Genomic DNA, 19,753 nt, shown 5'->3' on the forward strand with positions numbered 1-19,753 from the left:
ATTTGATGGCCAAGATTAAGGCGCGTTATTGTCCCAGCAGGGGGCGCGGCGTGCAAATATTATCTGGGCGAATAAAGTGGCTTTGGGAGCTCAATCGCTTTTCTTGACGGGGCAAACGATTGAGTCGTAACCGCTTTACACCCCAAATGGGGTAAAGCGCGGATCTTGTTCGGCCGGGGGGCGGTAAAACCAAAATAGTGCTGGCAATCGAGGGGGGCGCTAACTAAAATGGACGTCCAGATGTAGATACCTCTACAATCATCCTATCATCACCCGGTTATTGCTGCGGCGATAACCCCAGACAAGCTGAGAATCCCATCATGGCAAAGCTGTTTACTTCCGAGTCGGTCTCCGAAGGCCATCCCGACAAGATTGCGGACCAGATCTCCGATGCGGTCCTGGACGCCATCCTCAAGCAAGACACCAAGGCCCGTGTCGCCTGCGAGACCCTGGTCAAGACCGGCATGGTCATGGTGGCCGGTGAAGTAACCACCACCGCCTGGGTAGACATCGAGCAGATCGTGCGCGACACCGTGCGCGACATCGGCTACACCCACTCCGACATGGGCTTCGACGCCGACTCCTGCGCCGTGCTGAACGCCATCGGCAAGCAGTCCCCGGACATCAACCAGGGCGTTGACCGCAGCGATCCGCTGGAACAGGGCGCGGGCGACCAGGGCCTGATGTTCGGCTACGCCACCAACGAAACCGACGTGCTGATGCCGGCCCCCATCACCTACTCTCACCTGCTGGTGAAGCGTCAGGCTGAAGTGCGCAAGAACGGTACCTTGCCGTGGCTGCGTCCGGATGCCAAGAGCCAGCTGACCTTCGCCTACGACGACGCCGGCAAGATCATCGGTGTGGATGCCGTGGTGCTCTCTACCCAGCACGCCGAATCCATCAGCCACAAGGATCTGGTGGAAGCGGTGCGCGAAGAGATCATCAAGCCGGTGCTGCCGGCCGAGTGGGTCAACAAGGACACCAAATACTTCATCAACCCGACTGGCCGTTTCGTCATCGGCGGCCCGATGGGTGACTGCGGTCTGACCGGTCGCAAGATCATCGTCGACACCTACGGCGGCATGGCCCGTCACGGTGGTGGCGCCTTCTCCGGCAAGGATCCGTCCAAGGTTGACCGCTCCGCTGCCTACGCCGCCCGCTACGTGGCCAAGAACATCGTCGCCGCCGGTCTGGCCGATCGCTGTGAAATCCAGATCTCCTACGCCATCGGCGTGGCCGAGCCGACCTCCATCAGCGTCGAAACCTTCGGTACCGCCAAGGTGGCTGAGGATCTGCTGGTCAAGCTGGTTCGCGAGCACTTCGAGCTGCGTCCGTACGGTCTGATCCAGATGCTGGATCTGAAGCGCCCGATCTACCAGGCCACTGCCGCCTACGGTCACTTCGGTCGCAACGAGTTCCCGTGGGAGCAGACCGACAAGGCCGAACTGCTGCGTTCCGCCGCCGGTCTGTAAGCGTCACGCTTGTGGTATAAAGGGGAGCCTGGCTCCCCTTTTGCTTGTCCGCCATTTGCCGAGAACCCGATGTCCGTCACCACTACCCGCCTCGATCCCGCCCTGCACCAGCAGTTGCTCGCCCGCGTCGACACCTGTTTTGTGCAGGCCGAAGCGCGCCTTGGCCGCCCCTTTCCCCGCCCGCAAGTCCATTGCAACATGCGCGGCCGGGCGGCGGGATCGGCGCGGCTGCAAACCTGGGAGCTGCGCTTCAACCCGGCCCTCTATCAGGCCAACCAGCAGGCGTTTCTGGCCGAGGTGGTGCCCCACGAGGTGGCCCACCTGCTGGTCTATGCCCTGTGGGGCGAAGGGCGCGGCAGATCGCGGGTGCTGCCCCACGGCCGCCAGTGGCAGTCGGTGATGCGGGAGGTGTTCGGCCTTGAGCCCAGAACCACCCACAGCTTCGATCTGGCGGTACTGGCGCAGCCGACCATCCCCTATCGCTGCCTCTGCCAGCAGCATCAGCTGTCGGTGCGCCGCCACAACAAGGTGGTGCGCGGCGAGGCCCGCTACCACTGCCGCCGCTGCAAGCAGCCGCTGGAGCGGGTTGGCTCGTCGCAGTAAGCCAGCCGGTGTCGCGTCCCTGTGCTAGGGTGCCTCTCTGCTTTTTTCCGCCAACCATCTCATTTGCCAAGGATCACCATGCTTCGTCCCCTGCTCTCTCTCGTCCTGACCCTGCTGGTCAGTCTGCCCCTGCATGCCCAGACCTTTCGCGCCGCCAAACAGGATCTGAACCGCCTCTATCAGGATCACCCGGTCACCTTCTACTGCGGCTGCAAGATTGACTATCAGGGCAAGAAAATGAGCCCGGATCTGGCCAGCTGCGGCTATGAGCCGCGCAAGCAGCCCAAGCGCGCCGCTCGCATCGAGTGGGAACACGTGGTACCGGCCTGGGAGTTCGGCCACCAGCTGCAGTGCTGGCAGCAGGGCGGTCGCAAGAATTGCGGCAAGAGCGACGAGTTCAACCAGATGGAAGGGGACATGCACAACCTCTTCCCCGCCATCGGCGAGGTGAACGGCGATCGGGCCAACTTCCGCTTCTCCGACTGGAACGGCACCCCGGATCAGTACGGCCAGTGCCGGATGCTGGTGGACTTCAAAAATCGTCAGGTGCAGCCGCCCAAGGGGCCGGTACGCGGCCAGATCGCCCGCGCCTACCTCTACATGAGCCAGCAGTATGGGCTGCGTCTGGCGGCGCAACAGCGTAAACTGTTCGAAGCCTGGGACAGGCAGTACCCGGCCGACGGCTGGGAGTGCGAGCGCAACCGCCGCATCGGCAAGCTGCAGGGCAATACCAACCCCTTTATTGAAAAGCAGTGCCGATAACCCCATCTATGGACACAAGGGATTTAAAATCCCTCTTCTTGAACCAGAGACTGACACTGAGCCATGCGCATTCCACGTATCTATGAACCGGCCGCCCTGCAGGTGGGCCAGACCCTCGCCCTGTCGGAAGACGGTGCCAACCACATCGGCCGGGTGCTGCGCATGCAGCCGGGTCAGCAGCTCGAGCTGTTCAACGGCGACGGCAACCAGTACCCCGCCACCATCGCCAATGTGGGCAAGAAGTCGGTGGAAGTGACCATCGACAGTTGCGACACCCACTCGGTAGAGTCCCCGCTGGCTATCCACCTCGGTCAGGTGATCAGCCGCGGCGACAAGATGGACTTCACCATCCAGAAATCGGTGGAGCTGGGCGTCACCTGCATCACCCCGCTCTTCTCCGAGCGCTGCGGCGTCAAGCTGCCGGCCGATCGGCTGGAGAAAAAACGCGAGCAGTGGCAGAAGGTGGTGATCAGCGCCTGCGAGCAGTGCGGCCGCAATACCGTGCCCGAAGTGCGCATGCCGATGGAGCTCGACGCCTGGCTGGCGGAAGAAACCAAAGAGCTCAAGCTCAACCTGCACCCGCGCGCTCCGTACAGCATCAACACCCTGCCCGTTCCTGAGCACGGCGTGCGCCTGCTGATCGGCCCGGAAGGGGGCTTGTCCGGCGACGAGATCGCCCGTACCGTGCAGGAAGATTTCAAAGAGATGCTGCTGGGGCCGCGAGTGCTGCGCACCGAAACCGCCGCCCTGACGGCGATTACTGCGCTGCAGTGCCGCTTCGGCGATCTCGCTTGATACCATAGGCCGCATCGAGCAGCCGCACGGCAACCTCGATGCAGCCGCAAGCGGCCGATTACGCTGCGCTAATCGACCCTACAACCCCCTCGAGCCATTAAGAAGGAACAGCGGATGACCATTAAACTCGGCATCGTGATGGACCCCATCTCGGCCATCAACATCAAGAAGGACTCCAGCTTCGCCATGCTCGAAGAGGCGCAAAAGCGCGGCTACGAGCTGTTCTATCTGGAGATGAAAGACCTCTACATGGAGGCCGGTCGCGCCTTCGGTACCATGCGTCCGCTCACCGTCAAATATGACTATGCCGACTGGTACAGCCTGGGTGAGGTGGTGGATCAACCGCTCTCCAGCCTGGACGTGATCCTGATGCGCAAGGATCCCCCCTTCGACACCGAGTTCATCTACGCCACCTACATGCTGGAGCGGGCCGAGGATGAGGGTTGCCTCATCGTCAACAAGCCGCAGAGCCTGCGCGACGCCAACGAGAAGCTCTACACCGCCTGGTTTGCCGAGCACACTCCGACCACGCTGGTGACCCGTCGTGCCGACAAGCTGCGCGCCTTCCACGCCAAGCACAAGGACGTCATCCTCAAGCCGCTGGACGGCATGGGCGGCGCCTCCATCTTCCGCATGAAGGAGGATGACGCCAACGTCGGCGTCATCATCGAGACCCTCACCGAGCACGGCAGCCAGTACTGCATGGCGCAGACCTATCTGCCCGCCATCAAGGATGGCGACAAGCGGGTGCTGGTGGTGGACGGTGAGCCGGTGCCTTACTGCCTAGCCCGGATCCCGGCCCAGGGGGAGACCCGTGGCAACCTAGCGGCCGGCGGCCGTGGCGAGGCGCGCCCCTTGAGCGAAGCGGACTGGGCCATCGCCCGCGCGGTGGGTCCGACGCTGAAAGAGAAGGGGCTCATCTTTGTCGGTCTCGACATCATCGGCGATCGGCTGACCGAGATTAACGTCACCAGTCCGACCTGCATCCGCGAGATTGAAGCGGCCTTCGACGTGCATATCACCGGCATGCTGATGGATGCCATCGAGCGTCGGCTGGCCAAGGCTTAAGCTGCCCCAGCCCAGCTACGACCACAGGCGATAAACAACAGAAGCGGCCCCGGGGCCGCCTCTTTTCTATCCTGCTTTTGTTCTTTTCTACCTCTGCCCATCAGCAGCGGAACTGCCCCACCTTTACCTTGAGTTCGCTCGATAGCTGTTCCAGCTCGTGGCAGCTCTGGTTCAACTGGGAGGCGGCCTCTGTCGATTCGCTGGCGATGTGGGCGATATTGACCACGTTGCGGCTGATGTCCTCGGCCACCTTGCTCTGCTCCTCCGCCGCCGTGGCGATGTGGGTATTCATCTCGTTGATCACGTTGACCGAGCTGACTATCTCGCCAAGCGCCTGACCGCAGGCCTGCACGGTGCGGTTGGACTGCTCCACCTGATCCAGTCCCAGCTCCATGCTGGACGCCGCCTGAGTGGCCCCCTGCTGCAACTTGACGATGGTCTTGCCGATCTCCTCGGTGGAGTGCTGGGTACGCTGGGCCAGGGTGCGCACCTCGTCGGCCACCACCGCAAACCCCCGCCCCTGATCACCGGCCCGCGCCGCCTCGATGGCGGCATTGAGCGCCAGCAGGTTGGTCTGCTCGGCGATGCCGCGAATGGCATCCATCACGCTGCTGATATTGCGGCTGTCATCGGCCAGCTGGGTGATCATGGCCGCCGTATTCTGGATCTGGGACGACAACCCGGACATGCACTGGATGGCGTCCGCCACTATCTGGTGACCGTGGCGGGCACTCCCGTCGGCATGGCGCGCCGCATCGGCAGCGTTGTTGGAGCTATTGGCCACTTCCGCTACGGTCGCGCTCATCTGGTTCATGGCGGTCGCGGTCTGATCGGTCTCGGCCTGTTGCTGAGCGAAGCGCTGGCGGCTCTCGACGCCGATATGGGCCAGCTGGGCCGACTCTCTGGCAAGCTGCTCCGCCATGCCGTTGATCTGGGTGATGAGCTCGCGAAAATGGCAGATCACGTCATTGAGGGAGTGGGCCAGCCCGCCCATCTCATCCTTGCGCAGCACCGGCGCCAACTTGCTCAGATCGAGATCCGTCTGCATGCCGCGCAAGATCCCTCCCATGGCAGCCAGGGGCTGGCTGACGCTGCGCCCGGCCCACACCCCGAAGAACAGGATGCAGGCGCCGCCAACCACCAGCAGCAAGATAAACAACCGGTTGAGCTGCACCCTGAGCCCGTTGAGCTCGGTCATGTTCTTCTCGGCCTCCTTCAGCTGATACTCCACCAGGGCGCTGATCCCGTCGCTGACCGGGTCGATCACTCGATAGAGCGGCATGATATGAGCGGCCAGCTGACCCTGATTGCTCCCCTGCATGTCCGCCAGGATCTGCATCACCGCCTCAATCTCCCGGTCTGCCGCCGCAAACAGCCCCTGCATCTGGTCGGCTTCCCGCTGCTCCGCCTGGCTCATCGGCTGACTGCGGTAATCCTGCCAGATGCGCTTGATCTCCTGCTGGGCGGCGCTCATGTCCGTACGCGATCTGGCGGGGTCAAAGCCCCCCACATTGGCCTTGTTGGCCGCATCGATCACCTTGACCGCGTAGAGATCGGCGATCTGCTTGAGCTCCTTGAGCTGCACCACCTCCCCCTGATACATGCTGTTCATGCCAGCCATCAGCTGGGACATCGCCTGGACAACCCCGATCACCAACAGCACCAGTGCCAGCAGGGGTACCACACAACCCAGGATCAACTTCTGTCTGATCGAAATACCTTCCATGGTGTTATCTCCATCCTGACTGCGGCGGGGAACCGGCCCGCAAGCGGTAAAAAGCGGTTTTGCCCGCCCCGGCGAACTGCCATAATTGACCCAAATACCTTTGCAATATTTGGCCCATATGCAAACACTGCAAAATCACTTCCTGCTCGCCATGCCGAGCCTCTCCGATCCCTATTTCGAGCGTTCGCTGGTCTACCTGTGCGAACACAGCGAAGAGGGCGCCATGGGGCTGGTGGTCAACATCCCGGTGGACATGTCGCTGGATGCCATGCTGACCCAGCTCAAACTGGCGCCGCCCCCCAGCCCCGAGCTCAAGCAGCCGGTGCTGCAGGGAGGACCGGTGCACGCCGACCGCGGTTTCGTGCTGCACAGCTTCCGACCCGGCTTCAACTCCACCCTGCAGGTGGGAGACGAGCTCATGGTCACCACTTCCAAGGATATATTGGAAACCCTGGGCACCGAGGAGGCCCCCGCCCACTGGCTGGTGGCGCTCGGGTATGCTGGCTGGAGCGCCGGTCAGCTGGAGCAGGAGCTGGTCGACGGTGCCTGGCTGGTGATACCGCCCAATCCGGATCTGGTGTTCAAGACCCCAATCCATCAGCGCTGGCAGCAGGCCGCCGCCAGCATAGGGGTCAACCCCATCCATCTATCCAGCGACATCGGCCACAGCTGATGCCGTTTGCCACGCATTTCGCGAGGCATTTTGAGGAATCAATGCAATGTCATCACGCAGTATCATGGGCTTTGACTACGGCACCAAAAGCATAGGGGTGGCTATCGGTCAGGAGCTTACCGGCACGGCCCAGCCCCTGCGCGCCATCAAGGCCAACGACGGCATCCCCAACTGGGACGACATCGACAAGCTGCTCAAGGAGTGGCAACCGGATCTGCTGGTTGTCGGCCTGCCACTCAACATGGACGGCACCGAGCAGGAGATCACGGTACGGGCCCGCAAATTCGGCAACCGGCTGCACGGCCGCTTCGGCAAGCAGGTGGAGTTCAAGGACGAGCGGCTCACCACCACGGATGCGCGGGCGCGTCTGTTCGAGCGGGGAGGTTATCGGGCGCTGGAGAAAGGCAGCGTGGACGGGGTCTCCGCCCAGCTGATCCTGGAAGCCTGGATGGAAGAGCAGTACAGTTGACAGCCGGGGGAGAGGCAGGTCAATCCTGCCCCTCCCCATGCCTGCATCAGGCCTTGGCCTGTTGCGAGAGCAAATCCTCCCCTTCTTCACCCTGACCGGCATGCATCATGCGGTTGAGCCAGGGCACCATCAGCGCCATTACCACCGCCACCAGCAGCGTCACCAGCCCAATCTTGCCAAACACGTCCGTGTAGATGGGCAGGGTCTGCAGCGGATCGGTCACCCCTTGCGGCACGGCGGTAAAGGTCGCCACATAGCCCCCCAGCAAAGAGGCCATCGCCTGGGTCAGGAACCACATCCCAAGGATGAAACCCATCAGCCGCTGCGGCACCAATGCCGCCACCATGGCCAGCCCCAGGGCGCTGATCATCAGCTCTCCCAGACTCTGGAACAGATAAATGAGCACCATGAACCAGGGTGAGGTGAGCCCCTGTGCATCGGCAAACCAGATGCCGGACGCCGCCGCGGTGAGAAAGCCGAGGGAGCAGAACAGCATGCCCAGAGTGAACTTGAGGGGCATGGTGAGATCCCGCCCCTTGCTGCCCAGCCGGGTATAGATCATGGCCAGTACCGGGCTGCCTACCACCACCCAGAAGGGGTTGAGCGCCTGGAAGCTGATGGGGTTGACGCTCATCCCCAGCATCTCGTGATGCATGTTGTTGATGGCAAAGAAGTTGAGCGAGGTCGGCATCTGGGCGTAGAGCACGTAGAACACCACGGCTTCCAGCATCAGCACGAAGGCCACGTACATCTTGTTGCGAGCCACCGCATCGAGCTTGAAGGCCTCGCGAAAGAAGAAGATCACCACGGCCAGGGTCACCGTCATCAGCACCATGTTGGCGATCACCACGTGGTGCATCAGCCAGGCGCAGAAAAAGACCAGCGCCACCGACCCCAGCAAGACCTGCAGCAGCTTGCCGTAATCGAGCGGCAGATGGTCGGGCTCGGAGCCGATGTCCCTGACCATGTGACGACAGGCGAAGAAGGTCAGCAGCGCGATGACCAGGCCCACCCCGCACAGGTTGTAGGTCACCGTATAGCCGTAGTGATCGGCGATGACCGGCGCCAGCGACAGCGAGATGAGCGAGCCGATGTTGATCGACATGTAGAACAGGGTAAAGGCCCCATCCAGCCGGGGATCGCCACGCTCATAGCACTTGGCGAGCAGGCTGGCAGGGTTGGCCTTGAACAGGCAATTGCCGACGGCGATGGTGCCCAGTGCATAGAAGATGAGGTCGGGATTGTAGATGGACATGCCGGTCATGAAATAGCCGATGACCAGCACGATGGCCCCGAGCACCATGGTGCGCTTGGTGCCCAGCACATGGTCGCCCACATAGCCGCCCACCGAGATGAGGCCATATACCAGTGCCGAGAAGGCACCAAAGGTGATGAACGACTGCTCCTGTGAGAATCCCAGTTGCTGGACGAAGAACACCGCCAGGATCCCCTGGACGCCGTAATAACCGAAGCGCTCCCAGAGTTCGACGAAGAAGATCATGAAAAAGGGTTTGGGCTGTTGCAACAACCCGGTCGGGGCCGATGGACGCATGCTAACCTACCTGTCTGTATGTATTTTGTTATTTATCAAGGGCCCGCAGCCTACCCGGCCTGGGTCATAAACTTGTTGCTGTGGATCGAGCGACGTGAACAAGGTGCATGTTGCGCCAGGGTGGACAACCTGCTGCAACACAGTCCATCTCTCCGGCCAGGTCATCGGCGCCGTCATGGCTGCTTGCCTGATCGTCAGCGGGCAGACACACAACCGGGCATCGAACGGGCCTTTCTGTCCTGTCGCGACACGCTTTCATCAAAATGGCTCGGCATTTTCGCCTAAAATTAAAAAGCCGAGCTATCGTCACTATTGATGATAATCCACCGTAATTTACGCAAATTAACCACAGATCACACTTGTAACTATGCTTTATGTGACATTTTCTAATTCTGGCGGATAAGTTTTTCTCGTGAAAAGAGGTTCACTCGAGACGTGCATTCGCTGCCGTTGTGTGTATGAGGTGTCTTCAGATGGCTCACTGTATGGGAGTGTGAGCCTGGCTATGGTGCCTGGGGGAAAACTGTGCGGCGCCCGATACGCCGCCAGGTTCAGGGCGCCAGGGGGCTCGATTCCCGGTGGTAGAGCCGCCGGATCTCGTTGAGCAGCCACATCACCTTGGCATCCTGGTTGTGGCGCTTGTGCCAGAGCAGGATGAAGGTCAACTCCAGTTGCTGATAGAGCGCCTCTGGCAGAGGGAGCGGCATGGTCATCAGATTGGGGTGATATTTGGCCGCATAACCGGCGCAATAGGAGGGAGCCACGGCGATCAGGTCATTGTCGGCCTGGGAGGCAATGTGCAGGGATTGCTCGAAGCTGGAGACCATCACCGGCACTCGGCGTGCCAGCCCCTCGTCTTCCAGCAGCAGATCCAGCCCCCAGGTCTCCAGTACCTCCAGCACCACGCTGCTGTGAGGGCAATCCAGAAAGTGCTCCAGTGACCACTCCTGCTGCAGCAGCGGGTGATCCTTGCGCAGGAAGACCACGGGCCTGTCGCAGAACAGCACCTCATGATCGATGTAATAAGGCAGATTGCGAAGTTTGAGCTGGGAGCGGCTGTAGCTCTCCCGCACGCAGACGCCGAGATCCGCATCGCCGTTGACGATGTCATCCAGCGAGTTGCGATTCCAGCCCAGCATCTTGACCACGGAGTTGGGGTAGGTCCCATGAATGGTCATGGGCAGATCGCTCAGCAGACTGTTGTAGAAGGGGGACTGCATCACCAGATTGAAGCGGGCACCATCGGGGATCGCTTCGCTGTTGAGGGCGGCGATCCGCTCCGTGAGCTGGAACCAGACCGTCAGCTCTTCTTCCAGGGTCAACGCCAGATTGGTGGGCTGCAGCCCCTTGCGCCCGCGCACGAACAGCGGGTCGGCAAACCACTCCCGCAGCTTGGCGAGCGCCTTGCTCACCGTGGAAGGCGTCACACTGAGCTGTTTGGCCGTGCCCGCCACGCTGCGCTCCGCCATCAGGTATTTGAACACCACCAGCAGATTCAAGTCGAGCTCACTCAGTGTTCGCATGCTTCCCCTCCTCAAGGCCTCCTGTCACTGCACCGCTCATCCGGGCTGCGTGCGCCGCGCCGCAGCTTGCGGCGCACCAAATATGTCGGAGGCTCCCTTCACAGGGTACATGGCTGATCATCGCGATGCGATAGCGCCCACCTCCAACCCTCAACAATCGTCGGTTTTACGCCCAGTCAGCGCGGATTGACCAGCCATACCAGGCCATCCAGCTCGGGAAAGCCCACCACCAGCAGCCGGGAGCCATGGTCACTTTTGAAAGTGGCCACATAGCCGAGGGCACTCTCTTTAGCCTTGGCCAGCGCGGCGTTATGGTGATAATCCACCGCCGTCCAGTCCGCTCCCTTGGCAGAATCAAATCGGCACCGCTCAAAACCGGTAAACTGCAGACGATCGAAGCGGGTATGGCCGGATGAGATCCCCTCCCCCGTCAGCGTGCATCCGGCGGCCAGCAGTTCCATCGTGATGGTCACCTTGTCGCCATTGCGCGTGCTCTCCACATTACCCAGCAACTCGGTGCCATATCCGTTGTTTGCATGCCAGCTGCCCGTATTGACCCCCCGGGTCTTGAGCTCGGTCAGCGCGACCTTGCCCGACCAGGTGGGATAGCTATCGGTCCCGGTTGCGGCGAGATTGAGTTCGATATTGCTGGCCACCCCGACCACCGGATGTTCAGTGACGATCTGTGGTTGCGCATGCACGGTACGCTCGTAAACGACATCGGCCTGCCGGATAGCCTGGGCTGCAGCAATGCCGCCGTCTTTCTCCAGGTAACTCGTACGATGAAGCCGAGCGGTGGCCGGCTTGCTGGTCGTTGTCTCATCCCCGTCGTTCAACCACCACCAACTGGCTACTACGCCGTTATTGGCCCAAGCACTCCAGCGCGGGTAAGTCCCGCCATCTCGTTTTTCATACTGCAGGGCATAACCACTCGGACCGGCCTTACCATCGGCGCTCATGTAATTCGCCTGATAGAGCACGGCATTGGGCACAGTCACATGTTCCACCTCGAATGATTTGCCCGGCGGGGCCGAACCTGCTGGATCAGCCCCTTTATCGTCACTCCCGCCACATCCATAAAGCGAACCGGCACAGATGCCGGCCAGCAGCAGACCGTTGATCTTCTTCACAAGCCTTTCTCCTTTCTTGTTATATCGTCATCACGCGGCGCAATAGATCCTGGCCGATCGTGGAGTATAAAAACCGTAGGTAATGCCACTGAGCATGGAATCCAGAAAGCTAACGTTTGTCTCAATGCTGATGATATTTTCGACACCATGACAGATGGCAGCCGCATCCACTTTTTCATTCAAGCCAAGATCGATATCGGAAAAGAAAAAGTGGCTGGTTATCTCGGTGGAATTGACCGGCCTGGCAGCGCCAAGCTCGAACCGCTGCGAAGCATTCACATCAATGACCTGCTTGGCACAGCCGCCACTCAGGATCGCCAGAAACAGGACAACGGAATATTTGCCAACAAACATTCATACAACCTTTCATGTGAGGTCAGGAGGAGATACCAAACTTTACAGATAGATACCCGGTGACAGGTGCACCAAGAGATGCAATAGCATCGCACAATACAATCGAGTTAATTATCAAATAGCTGTTTTTCAGATACAGACGACACTGGCCATCAGCATGCTGCCGGCATATGACCATTATTAAAAGAGAGATGTAATAGAATAGCGGTTCAGCCTGTATGCCGGTATATATCCACACGCGGCAAAATATATTTTTATGATGGCGACAAGTATGTCGTTGTGCCCTGTCGGCGTCTATAACAAAAAGAGAAGTCAAAACATTCCATTTCAGACATGATGTTGCGCGTTTGTGTGATAAATACTGCTACGCCAGCCACCACCAGATCACTGGCTGCAAGGTGGCATCTTTATATTCATTGAATAGGCGAATCGTCACATTGCTTCATTTGGAACATATTCTTGTATGTCATTTATCAGACTGCGTGAATATGTTGACGCGCCATATTGTTGCGCAACAAATATCGCACCGAATGGCGCAACAATAAAATCGGGCTCATCTCGTGATGGAAATGCGCTTCAAGGAGGGCGGGCAAACCGGAAAACAGGTTCAAGGCGCCCCGACAGGATGCGGCCATAAAGCAACAACGCCGGGACCCGCCCGGCGTTGTTCAGTATCCGTCTCTTGTGCCAATCGGGCCGGTTGCCCTTCGCAGCCCCGGCTCAGAGCGCCAGCTGGCTCAAAATGGCATGGGCCGCGCTGACTCTGGCCTCGATGGGGTAGTTGCGATTGGCCAGCATGACGATGCCGATCCCTTTGGCGGGTACGAAGGCCACGTAGGCACCAAAGCCACCGGTCGAACCGGTCTTGTTGTAAAGGCGCATCGCCCCGGGCGCGGCTGGCGTCTCGAACTGCGTGACCGGATTGGCCTTGAGGCTCACCGCCGGTGAGTTGCCCGCCAGCAGCGTCTGCTCGCTGACCGGGTAGACGTAGCTCTCCCAACCCAGCCCCTGGGTCATCTCCCCTACCCGGTAAAAACCGGTGTGAGTCAGGGCAATCGCCTGTTGCAACGCCTTGTCATCCACCCCGCTGATGTTGGCCTTCACGAAGGCGAGCAGATCCGCCGAGCCGGTCTTGATGCCGTAGGCCTCGTCCGCCAGCATGCCAGGGCTGACCCTGATGGGTTTGTCCTCCTTCGAGTAGCCGAAGGCGTAGCGAGCCATGGCGGCCTCGGGCACCTGCAGATAGGTGTGCTCCAACCCGAGAGCTGGCAGCAGGGTCTGCTCCATCAACTTGGCAAACGGCTGCTGCAGGCTGCTCGCCGCCAGATGGCCGAACAGGCCGATACTGGGATTGGAGTACTGACGATGGCTGCCCGGCTGATAGGCCGGCGTCCAGTGCCGGTAATAGGCCCGCATGGTATCGCTCGAATCAACCTCGTCGGGGAATTGCAGCGGCAATCCCCCGGCGCTGTAGGTGGCGAGTTCCGCCATGGTGACACCATCGAAGGCGGAGCCCTTGAGCCAGGGCGCGTGCCGGCTCACCTTGTCATCGAGCCTGAAGCCCCCCTTGACCACGGCGTAGGCGCCAAGGGTGGCGGTATAGGTCTTGCTGACCGAGCCAATCTCGAACAGGGTCTGCTCATTGACCTTGGTCCCGGTCGCCACATCGGCCAGCCCGTAGTTGAAATAGTGGGCCTGCCCCCCCTTCAGCACGGCGACCGCCATGCCCGGGATCCTGTGCTGCTTGAGCACGGGGCGGATGGCGTCATCCACCACCGCCTTCAGCGGATCGACGGGGGCCGCCAGGGCGAGCGGGGCAAGCAGCAGGGTGCCGAGGGCCAGCAGTGGCAGGGCTCTGGTCTGTTTCATGGCAAGAATCTCAGTATGTTCAGGAGCTGCCAGCCTAACCGGCCAACGTGTGCCGCGCATGAACCGGGGTGAAGTCTGTGTGAAGTCGCCCACCAAATCATCCAGATTCAATGGGTTATCCATGACTTGTCCCCCTTGCTCGGCAACGGGCGTATAAGCTGTAGGGGCAGCATCACACAGGGAGGCGCACGTGCAGACACAACCACAGATAACCCGGCTGCTGACGGCACTGGAGCAGGTGATCCTCGGCAAGCCGTTGCAGCTCAAGATAGCGCTGGTGACCCTGCTGGCCCGCGGCCACCTGCTGATCGAGGATCTGCCCGGCATGGGCAAGACCACCCTGGCCCATGCCCTGGCGCAGGTGCTGGGGCTAGACTGCCGGCGGGTGCAGTTCACCGCCGATCTGTTGCCGGCCGACCTGCTGGGGCTGCAGATCTTTGATCCCCACCAGCAGCAGTTTCGCTTTCATCCGGGCCCCGTCTTCGCCCAGGTGCTGTTGGCGGACGAGATCAACCGCGCCAGCCCAAAGGTGCAGAGCGCCCTGCTGGAGGCCATGGCCGAGGGCAAGGTGAGCATAGAGGGAGAGAGCCACCCGCTGCCCTCCCCTTTCTTCGTCATCGCCACCCAGAACCCGGCGGATCAGGCGGGCACCTACCCCCTGCCGGAATCCCAGCTCGATCGCTTCGCGGTGCGCCTCTCCCTCGGTTTTCCCACCCCGGAAGCGGAGCGTCGACTGCTGCGCGGGGCCAGCCAGAGCGCGCCCCTCGAGCGGCAGCTGAGCGCCGTCGAGCTGGCCGCCCTGCAGGCCGAGGCGGCGCAGATCCACCTCTCCGATGCCAGCCTCGACTACCTGCTGGCACTGGTGCAGCAGAGCCGCTTCGACGCCGAACTGCCGCAACCGCTCTCGCCCCGCGCCGCCCAGACCCTGCTGGCGGTGAGCCGGGCCTGGGCGCTGGTGGCGGGCCGCCGCTTCGTCAGCGTGGAGGATGTGCAGGCGGTCTTCCCCTATGTGGCCGAACACAGGCTCAGGGGCAGCTTCGGGGTGCAGCGCGGTGAAGCCTGCCCGCTGAGCCAGCGCCTGCTGGCCCGGGTCGATCCGGATCGCCCCTGATGAACTGGCGCCAGCGCAGGGCCAGGTGGCAACAGGGCTGGCTGGCCCGGCGCATCCCGTCGACCCGCCAGATCACCCTGCAGGGGCGCTACCTGTTCATCCTGCCCACCCGGCTCGGCCTCTGGTATCTGCTGGTGATGCTGGCCATCTATCTGCTCGGCACCAACTACCAGAACAACCTGGTGTTGCTGGTGGCCTACGGCCTCGGCAGCCTGTTCATGGTCACCATGTGGCTCACCCACCGCAACCTGCTGGGGCTGTCTCTGCTGGGGGGGCCCGCCGTGCTGGGAGAGGCGGGCAGCCCCCTGCCCATGCCCATCACGGTGCGCAGCGAACGGCCGCTGCAGGCACTGCAATTCTCCCTCAATGAAGGGCGGCTCTGGCTGGCGCAGGTGGATGTGGTGCCACAACCCCTGCTCCTGCCGGTGCTGGGCCCCCGGCGCGGACGCCTGCCGCTGGAGAGGCTGCGGGTGGAGAGCCGCTACCCCCTCGGCCTGTTTCGCTGCTGGACGCTGCTGGATCTGCAGCTGGAAGGCTGGCTCGCCCCGCCCCCCGAGTATGGCCCCCTGCGCGGGGAGGCAACGGCCGATACGACGGGCAGCCGGGGGCAACCCACCCCGGCCTCGATGGGGGATTTCGACATGCTGCGGGCCCACCAGAGCGGGGAGCCGCTGAGCCGGGTCGCCTGGAAGCAGCTCGCCCAGGGACGCGGCCTGCTGGTGAAGCAGTTCTGCGAGCCGGAACAGGATGATACCCACCTCAACCTGCAGCGGGTCGGCGGCCGGGATCTGGAGCAGCGGCTGGCGGTGCTCGCCTGGTGGTGTGACGACTACGCCAAACGGGGCATTCCCTTCAGCCTGACGCTGGCGGGCCGGACGCTCGGGCCGGACAGCGGCGCCGCCTTTTTGCAGCGCTGCCGGCTGGCGCTGGCCCGCGTCGATGCCGTGGCGTCGCCGCAGGAGGTCGACCTCGATGCTGCTCGATAACCGGCGCCTGCTGCCGCTGCTCGCCCTGCTGCAACTGCTGCTGATCCCGGCACTCTGGCCCCAGCTGCAACTCTGGGTGGTGGTCGTCTCACTGCTCACCCTGGGCGTGCGGGCCATGATGCTGTGGCGGGGCTGGCGCCCGCCGCCCGCTGCCGCGCTGGCACTGCTGGCCATGCTGGGTGTCGCGCTGCTTGGCTGGCAGTGGCGCCAGCTCGGCACCCTGCCGGCCCTCATCAACCTGCTCTGGCTCGGCTACGGCCTCAAGCTCATCGAGGTCCGGCGAGAGCGGGATGTGGAGCAGGTGCTGCTGCTCGCCTTCTTTCTCGTCGCGCTGGCGCTGGTGCAGCGGCAAAGCATGGGGTGGGCCCTGGCGATGACGGGGGCGCTCTGGCTGGCGGTCACCACCTTGCTGGCGGCGGTACAACCCCTCGGCCAACGGCTGTGGCGCCGGGCCGGGCTCATCCTGCTGCTGGCCATCCCCCTGCTGCTCACCCTGTTTCTGCTGCTGCCAAGGCTCGCACCACTGTGGCAGATGCCGAGCAGCAGCCGCGCCCTCTCCGGCCTCTCGGAAGAGGTGGCCCCCGGCGACATCAGCGAGCTGGTCAACTCCTCCGAGCTGGCCTTTCGCATCACCTTCGCCGCCGCCCCGCCCCCGCCGAAGGAGCGCTACTTCCCGCTGATGCGCCAGGAGCTGTTCGATGGCCGGCGCTGGTTGCTCAGCGACCAGGTGCGCCGCTGGCAACAATCCCAGTCCGTGCAGATGCCGCCGGCGACCAGCCCGGCGACGCCGCTACCCGCCGGCAGTTATCAGGTGATCGCCGAGCCCCAGCGCCTGCGCTGGACCCTGGCCCTGGCCGACCCCGAGGTGTTGAGCGGCCCGGTCATCTTGAGCCCCCTCGCCACCCTCTATCGCCAGGATCGGGGGGATGGCCGCGTCAGCTACCGGGTCAACACGGCCGCCATGGCGCCACCTGCCGATGACGCTGCCCGTCACCTCAACCTGCAGTTGCCCGCAGGTGGCAACCCCAAGGCCCGGGCCCACGCCCTGGCCCTCAAGGCCCGCCATCCGGCGCCAGAGGCGCTGGCCGCCGCCCTGCTGGGCGAGTTTCGCCAAGGCGACTTCTACTACACCCTGCAGCCGCCGCGGCTGGGGCAAGACGGGGTGGATGATTTTCTGTTCGAGAGCCGGCGCGGCTTTTGCGGTCACTACGCCACGGCCACCGCCTTCGTGCTGCGGGCGGCCGGCATCCCGGCTCGGCTGGTGACCGGCTACCTCGGCGGCGAGTGGAATCCGAGGGGCAACTACCTGGAGGTGCATCAGTTTGATGCCCACGCCTGGGTGGAGTATCTGGATGAGCAAAACCGCTGGCAGCGGCTCGATCCCACCGCCGCAGTAGCCCCCCAGCGCATCGAGGGGGGCATGCCGGCGGCCCTGGGTGGCGAGTTCGCCGCCGCTGACCCCCTCTCCTTGCAGCGCTATCGCAACTGGGCTCTGCTCAACCAGTTGCGCTGGTGGGGGGCCAATCTCGACTACCAATGGACCCGCTGGGTGCTCAACTATGATGCCGCCAGCCTGTGGCAGCAGCTGGGACAACGCTGGCCGGTGCTGGCCGGCCATACCCACTGGCTGATCTTGGCCGCCCTGCTGGGGGTGGCCAGCCTGGTAGGTGGCCTGCTGATCTGGTGCGGCCCGGCTCCGCTGCCCCTGCGGCTATGGCAACCCCTGCGCCAGCGCGCCGCCCGCCATGGTTGGCAGCCCTTGGCGGGGGAGAGTCTGGCCAGCTGGTGCGAGCGCCTCGCCGACCTCAGACCCTCTCTCGCACGGCCGCTGCAACAGGGGGCCTGGCTCTACCGGCGCTGGCGCTATGCCCCCTTGTCGACGGCGCAGCGTCACCGCACCTTGTGCCAGCTACGGCGACGACTACGCCAAATCTGCCGGCTCTGGGATACCCACCACTGACGGCAGCGCAGCGTCACCGCACCTTGCGCCAGCTACGGCGACGACTGCGCCAGATCTGCCGGCGCTGGGATGCCCGCCACTGACGGCAGTGCAGCGTCAACACACCTTGCACGAGGTGCTGTGACGGTTGCACCAGATCTGCCTGCACTGGGATGCCCACAGCTGACGGCGGTGAAACAACACCCAAACAAAAGGGGAGCCACTGGCTCCCCTTGTTGTCAGACAACGGCGACTGCGAGGCTTATGCCTGCTTGTTGTTTTGCGCCGGATTGTCCCAGATCCCCTCTTCCAGCTGGCTGCGGATCTCGGGGTACTTGTTGGCGTCGAAGGTGGGTACCTTGCCCAGCTTGAGCTGGTCGTTGTAGTCCCGTGCCAGCTTGATGGCCACCCCGGAGAGCAGCAGAATCGCCACCAGGTTGACGATGGCCATCAGCCCCATGGAGACGTCCGCCATGGCCCACACGGTCGGCAGCTCGCCCACCGAGCCGAACATCACCATGCCCAGCACGAACATCCGGAACAGCATCAGACCGCCCTTGTGGTTGTGCTCGAGGAACACCAGGTTGGTCTCGGCGTAGGAGTAGTTCGCCACGATGGAGGTGAAGGCGAAGAAGAAGATGGCCGCCGCGATGAAGATGTTGCCACCGCCACCGATCTGGGAAGAGAGCGCCCGCTGGGTCAGCTCCACCCCGGTGATACCGGATCCCGGTTCAAACTGGCCGGACATCAGGATGATGGCGGCGGTACAGGTACAGATGACGATGGTGTCGAGGAACACCCCCAACATCTGCACGTAACCCTGAGAGGCCGGGTGCGGCGGATAGGGCGTCGCGGTCGCGGCGGCGTTGGGAGCGGAGCCCATACCGGCTTCGTTGGAGAAGAGACCGCGCTTGATGCCGTTGATCATCGCCTGGGAGATGGCGTAGCCCAGCGCCCCGGAGCCGGCCTGCTCAAGACCGAAGGCGGACTTGATGATGAGGCTGAATACCCCCGGCAGCTCGCTGATGTTCATGGCCACCACGAACAGCGCCATCAGGATGTAGGCCAGCGCCATGAAGGGCACGACCAGCTCGGCAAAACGGGCGATGCCGCGAATGCCGCCGAAGATGATGAGACCGGAGAGCACCACCAGTGCCAGACCGCTGACCCAGTCAGGAATGCCGAAGGCCACATTCATCGCCAGGCTGATGGAGTTGGCTTGTACCGCGTTGAACACCAGACCGAACGCCAGGATCAGGCAGAGCGAGAACAACACCCCCATCCAGCGCATGCCGAGCCCCTTCTCCATGTAGTAGGCGGGGCCGCCACGGTAGTTGCCGTCCTCATCCTTGACCTTGTAGAGCTGGGCCAGGGTGCTCTCGACGAAGGCGGTCGCCATGCCGATGAAAGCGATCAGCCACATCCAGAAGATGGCACCCGGGCCACCCAGATAGATGGCCACCGCCACCCCGGCCAGATTGCCGGTACCCACGCGGGCGGCAAGGCTGGTACAGAGGGCCTGGAAGGAGGAGATGCCGGCGTTGTCTGATTTGCGGCTGTTGCGCAAGACGGAGAACATGTGGCCGAAGTGGCGGATCTGGATAAAACCCAGGCGGAAGGTGAAGAAGATGCCGACGCCGATGAGCAGGTAGATGAGCACGGCTCCCCACATCAGGTCGTTAATCATTGCGATCAAGGTGTCCATATTTCTCTCGTTGTTA

General features: G+C 62.5%; 17 protein-coding genes. 10 read left to right on the plus strand and 7 right to left on the minus strand.

Going from position 1 to position 19,753, the window contains the following annotated elements; genetic code table 11:
* Nucleotides 1-320: 320 nt before the first annotated feature.
* From metK to gshB, 5 genes are all read left to right on the plus strand, one after another.
* Nucleotides 321-1,472, plus strand: a complete 1,152-nt coding sequence (gene metK / locus OKC44_RS12995) for a methionine adenosyltransferase (RefSeq protein WP_011706910.1) — start codon at nt 321-323, stop codon at nt 1,470-1,472.
* Between the two features lie 69 nt (nt 1,473-1,541).
* Nucleotides 1,542-2,075, plus strand: coding sequence for a SprT family zinc-dependent metalloprotease (locus OKC44_RS13000; RefSeq protein ID WP_270813268.1), 534 nt, complete (start codon nt 1,542-1,544; stop codon nt 2,073-2,075).
* Nucleotides 2,076-2,153: 78 nt separating this feature from the next.
* Nucleotides 2,154-2,837 (plus strand): endonuclease, encoded by a 684-nt coding sequence (locus tag OKC44_RS13005; protein WP_044800517.1) that lies wholly within the window; start codon nt 2,154-2,156, stop codon nt 2,835-2,837.
* A 63-nt stretch (nt 2,838-2,900) separates the two neighbouring features.
* Nucleotides 2,901-3,632 (plus strand): 16S rRNA (uracil(1498)-N(3))-methyltransferase, encoded by a 732-nt coding sequence (gene rsmE / locus OKC44_RS13010; protein WP_270813269.1) that lies wholly within the window; start codon nt 2,901-2,903, stop codon nt 3,630-3,632.
* 114 nt (nt 3,633-3,746) lie between these two features.
* On the plus strand, nt 3,747-4,700 hold the full coding sequence (gshB, locus tag OKC44_RS13015) for a glutathione synthase (RefSeq protein ID WP_016351589.1): 954 nt from the start codon (nt 3,747-3,749) through the stop codon (nt 4,698-4,700).
* 100 nt (nt 4,701-4,800) lie between these two features.
* Here gshB and OKC44_RS13020 read toward each other — a convergent pair whose 3' ends face one another.
* The gene (locus OKC44_RS13020; protein ID WP_270813272.1) at nt 4,801-6,426 is read right to left on the minus strand and encodes a methyl-accepting chemotaxis protein; all 1,626 of its coding nucleotides are present in this window, start codon (nt 6,424-6,426) and stop codon (nt 4,801-4,803) included.
* Nucleotides 6,427-6,544: 118 nt separating this feature from the next.
* Between OKC44_RS13020 and OKC44_RS13025 the strand changes: the two genes are divergently transcribed.
* Nucleotides 6,545-7,099 carry a YqgE/AlgH family protein gene (locus tag OKC44_RS13025; protein WP_016351591.1) on the plus strand — a complete coding sequence of 185 codons (555 nt, stop codon included), beginning with the start codon at nt 6,545-6,547 and terminating at the stop codon, nt 7,097-7,099.
* A gap of 46 nt (nt 7,100-7,145) precedes the next feature.
* The gene (gene ruvX / locus OKC44_RS13030) at nt 7,146-7,568 is read left to right on the plus strand and encodes a Holliday junction resolvase RuvX (RefSeq protein ID WP_016351592.1); all 423 of its coding nucleotides are present in this window, start codon (nt 7,146-7,148) and stop codon (nt 7,566-7,568) included.
* 46 nt (nt 7,569-7,614) lie between these two features.
* Here ruvX and dtpB read toward each other — a convergent pair whose 3' ends face one another.
* The 5 genes from dtpB to ampC all read right to left on the minus strand — a co-directional run bounded on the left by dtpB (nt 7,615) and on the right by ampC (nt 13,996).
* Nucleotides 7,615-9,120, minus strand: a complete 1,506-nt coding sequence (gene dtpB / locus OKC44_RS13035; protein ID WP_268029410.1) for a dipeptide/tripeptide permease DtpB — start codon at nt 9,118-9,120, stop codon at nt 7,615-7,617.
* Between the two features lie 551 nt (nt 9,121-9,671).
* Entirely contained in the window at nt 9,672-10,643 is a 972-nt protein-coding gene (gene yidZ, locus OKC44_RS13040; RefSeq protein WP_044800523.1) for an HTH-type transcriptional regulator YidZ, read from the minus strand.
* 176 nt (nt 10,644-10,819) lie between these two features.
* The gene (locus OKC44_RS13045; RefSeq protein WP_270813276.1) at nt 10,820-11,773 is read right to left on the minus strand and encodes a hypothetical protein; all 954 of its coding nucleotides are present in this window, start codon (nt 11,771-11,773) and stop codon (nt 10,820-10,822) included.
* A gap of 30 nt (nt 11,774-11,803) precedes the next feature.
* Entirely contained in the window at nt 11,804-12,127 is a 324-nt protein-coding gene (locus OKC44_RS13050; protein ID WP_044800525.1) for a Bor/Iss family lipoprotein, read from the minus strand.
* Between the two features lie 720 nt (nt 12,128-12,847).
* Nucleotides 12,848-13,996 (minus strand): FOX/MOX family class C beta-lactamase, encoded by a 1,149-nt coding sequence (ampC, locus tag OKC44_RS13055; protein ID WP_270813279.1) that lies wholly within the window; start codon nt 13,994-13,996, stop codon nt 12,848-12,850.
* Between the two features lie 190 nt (nt 13,997-14,186).
* Here ampC and OKC44_RS13060 point away from each other — a divergent pair, with 190 nt between their 5' ends.
* The 3 genes from OKC44_RS13060 to OKC44_RS13070 are packed head-to-tail and all read left to right on the plus strand — an operon-like array spanning nt 14,187 to nt 18,053.
* Nucleotides 14,187-15,107 carry an AAA family ATPase gene (locus OKC44_RS13060; RefSeq protein WP_270813281.1) on the plus strand — a complete coding sequence of 307 codons (921 nt, stop codon included), beginning with the start codon at nt 14,187-14,189 and terminating at the stop codon, nt 15,105-15,107.
* Nucleotides 15,107-16,093, plus strand: coding sequence for a DUF58 domain-containing protein (locus OKC44_RS13065; RefSeq protein ID WP_270813282.1), 987 nt, complete (start codon nt 15,107-15,109; stop codon nt 16,091-16,093). The genes OKC44_RS13060 and OKC44_RS13065 overlap by 1 nt, the downstream gene beginning before the upstream one ends.
* Complete coding sequence (locus OKC44_RS13070) at nt 16,080-18,053, plus strand: transglutaminase TgpA family protein (protein ID WP_270813286.1); 1,974 nt, start codon at nt 16,080-16,082, stop codon at nt 18,051-18,053. The genes OKC44_RS13065 and OKC44_RS13070 overlap by 14 nt, the downstream gene beginning before the upstream one ends.
* A 241-nt stretch (nt 18,054-18,294) precedes the next feature.
* Here the strand turns inward: OKC44_RS13070 and OKC44_RS13075 are convergent, their stop codons facing one another.
* Nucleotides 18,295-19,737 carry an alanine/glycine:cation symporter family protein gene (locus OKC44_RS13075; protein ID WP_270813288.1) on the minus strand — a complete coding sequence of 481 codons (1,443 nt, stop codon included), beginning with the start codon at nt 19,735-19,737 and terminating at the stop codon, nt 18,295-18,297.
* Between the last annotated feature and the right edge of the window lie 16 nt (nt 19,738-19,753).

The sequence above is a fragment of the Aeromonas sp. S41-2 genome (genome assembly GCF_027705845.1).
Classification (GTDB): Bacteria; Pseudomonadota; Gammaproteobacteria; order Enterobacterales; family Aeromonadaceae; genus Aeromonas; species Aeromonas hydrophila.